Annotated in this window: 2 protein-coding genes; one reads left to right on the top strand and one right to left on the bottom strand. The window is 61.4% G+C overall.

Annotation, left to right across the window (positions count from 1 at the left end; genetic code table 11):
• Window positions 1-97: 97 nt before the first annotated feature.
• Complete coding sequence (locus tag BP858_RS08325) at window positions 98-1,855, top strand: PAS domain-containing protein (RefSeq protein WP_286879277.1); 1,758 nt, start codon at window positions 98-100, stop codon at window positions 1,853-1,855.
• Between the two features lie 4 nt (window positions 1,856-1,859).
• Here the strand turns inward: BP858_RS08325 and BP858_RS08330 are convergent, their stop codons facing one another.
• Window positions 1,860-2,225, bottom strand: a complete 366-nt coding sequence (locus BP858_RS08330) for a type II toxin-antitoxin system PemK/MazF family toxin (protein ID WP_286879278.1) — start codon at window positions 2,223-2,225, stop codon at window positions 1,860-1,862.
• Between the last annotated feature and the right edge of the window lie 313 nt (window positions 2,226-2,538).

Genomic DNA, 2,538 nt, shown 5'->3' on the forward strand with positions numbered 1-2,538 from the left:
GGTATAACCGGTATTTAACCTGGAGAACTAGATAGTAATCTTTTTTACCTCCTTGTGGCTCATCAACTACAGTTATACACTGCAATGCCGGAGGGAGATGACAGACTCATATCATGACCGGGCACTATATAGTCTTCCGGTGCTCGACGCTCTGGAAGACGGCCTCCTCATAGTAAGTGAGGACCGAACGGTCGCGTGGTGTAACCCGGCACTCGCCCGGAGCCTGAATATCGGGCAGGAAGATGCCATCGGGATGGATATACTCTCTCTTTTCAGCAGGTACCTTTTACCGAACCTCCGGGATGAGACCTCTGCACAGCTGGTCGTGCAGGCGCTTGAGAACGGCGCAGACCTGCCCCCCTTCATCTGCCGTACCCGCGCTCCCGACGGCACCCGGCGCTGGCTCTCGATATCAGGCATGCCAGCCCACGCAGACACCGGGAACGGGTTCCGGGCTATCAGGGTCAGGGACGTCACCGGCGATGTGAATGCTGAACACTTCATGACAGCGCTCGACCAGTCGCCGGTGGTCGTCTTTGCGCAGGACAGGGATCTCCGCTACATCTGGTCATACAACCAGCAACTGGGGCTCACGGATACGTCTATCCTTGGGTTGGCGGATGAGGAGGCCTTTCTCCCCGATGACGCCGCGCGATTGACCGCGCTCAAGCGCCGGGTCCTGAAAACGGGGGAGACCATGCGGGCGGAAGCGGCGCTCACTGTCGGGGATGAGGTGCATATCAGGGACCTGACCCTCAAACCGTTTCGGGACGCCGGTGGGAGGATCGTCGGCATCACCGGGACAGCATTTGACGTGACCGAACGGGACCGCGTGGAAGCGGCGCTCAGGAAGCGAACCTACGACCTGGATCAGCGGATGAACGAACTCCGATGCCTGTATTCCATAACACACCTCGTCGAGATCCCGGGGATAACGCTTGATGCGCTCCTGCAGGCGGTTGCCGATACGCTCCCCTCAGGCTGGCAGTACCCGGGCGATGCCGCGGTACGGATCATGGTCGATGGCCGGGAGTACTGGAGAGGCGACCCTGGGGAGACGCCCTGGAAACAGAGAAGCCCGATCATCGTCCACGGTGAATGCACCGGCGAGGTTGAGGTCCGCTACCTCCGCGAGAAACCGGTGGCGGCGGAAGGGCCGTTCCTGCGGGAAGAGCGGATGCTGCTCGACGCCGTGGCGGAGCGGCTCGGCCGGGTCATCGAGAGGTTGCGGGCGGAAGCGGCGCTCCAGAAGAGTGAAGAGATGTTCCGCGGGATCGCCCAGCGGAGTTTCGACATCATCATCACATCATACCTGGCCGACGGGCTGAACTATGCTTCGCCGGCAGTGGAGCGGATACTCGGATACTGTCCCGAGGAGATGGTAGGGACTGACCTCGAAGACTACATCCTCCCATCGAGCCTTCCGGCGTGGGAAGAGGGGCGGCGGAAGGTGCTCCGTGGTGAACAGGTCGAAGGGCTCCGGGTCGAGGTCAGGCGGAAAGATGGGGAAACCACCATACTGGAGTTAAACGAGTCGCCGATCGTCGAGAACGAGGTGATCGTGGGGTTCCAGGCCGTCGGGAGGGATATCTCGGAACGGATCCTGTATGAGCGGTTCCGGGAGCAGGCCTTTGATATGACCGCGCGAAATATCGCGCAGTTCGCCGTCCTCGCCGACCATGTCCGCCATCCGCTCCAGGTGATTATGGGGATTGCGGATCTGCTCGACGATAAGGAGACTGCAGAGAAACTCCGTGAGCAGGTCCGGAGGATCAACCTGCGGATCAGCCAGCTCGACCGCGAGTGGATAGAGTCCCGGAAGATACGCGAGTTCCTGAAACGCTATGAACTCTAATCGGTCACCGCCGGCGGCGGAACCTCTTCTCGCGAGGCTGGTGCGCGGCCGGCACGGCCCCCCGGATAGCGGCAACCGTCTCAGGCAGGAGAGAGCCTTTCTTGGCGACGACGCCGGCCGGCCGGACAGTGAATGGGTATGCGGTCAAGACGTAACTCTCCTGGAAGAGGTCGAGTCCGCCCCGGGCGAAGTCGTCGATCGTGAGCGGAACTGAGGGCGTATCTGAGGGGGGTTTACTCGAGACCGGGCAGACCAGCAGGCTCCCATTCTCCCCTGTCGTGATCACCACCACCGGGCGCACCTTCCATTCCCCGGTACCCCCGATGCGTACGGAGGCCAGGATGACGTCCCCGCTGACGTACCGACCCATAAACATAGAGATTGGCCCCCAGAGCCAATAAGGGAATTGATCCCGCGCCTGGGAAGGGGATAGCCGCCGGGTCGCATCGACCCTGCAACCGCCTGCAGCTAGTGGAGCATTTCAGTTAACATTTCCCATGAAAACCGCCCTGGTTTGGCAGTTGGGAGAATCATGGCTCTGTTTGTGCCCCGGGCATGGCTTGTGCGGGGAGGGGGCGAGCCCCCCCAGGGCGATTCCCACCACGGTCCACAGCATGGGGTGAGAGCCTGGGGAATGGGGTGTTTTCCTGCGTACAGCCGCTCGCTCTGCCCCATGAACGCTC

The sequence above is a fragment of the Methanoculleus sp. UBA413 genome (genome assembly GCF_002502935.1).
In the GTDB taxonomy this organism is placed as follows: Archaea; Halobacteriota; Methanomicrobia; order Methanomicrobiales; family Methanoculleaceae; genus Methanoculleus; species Methanoculleus bourgensis.

Excerpts from the sequence above, each read along its gene's own strand:
- BP858_RS08325 (WP_286879277.1), top strand. The coding sequence starts at position 98 with ATGACAGACTCATATCATGACCGGGCACTATATAGTCTTCCGGTGCTC.
- BP858_RS08330 (WP_286879278.1), bottom strand. The coding sequence starts at position 2,225 with ATGGGTCGGTACGTCAGCGGGGACGTCATCCTGGCCTCCGTACGCATC.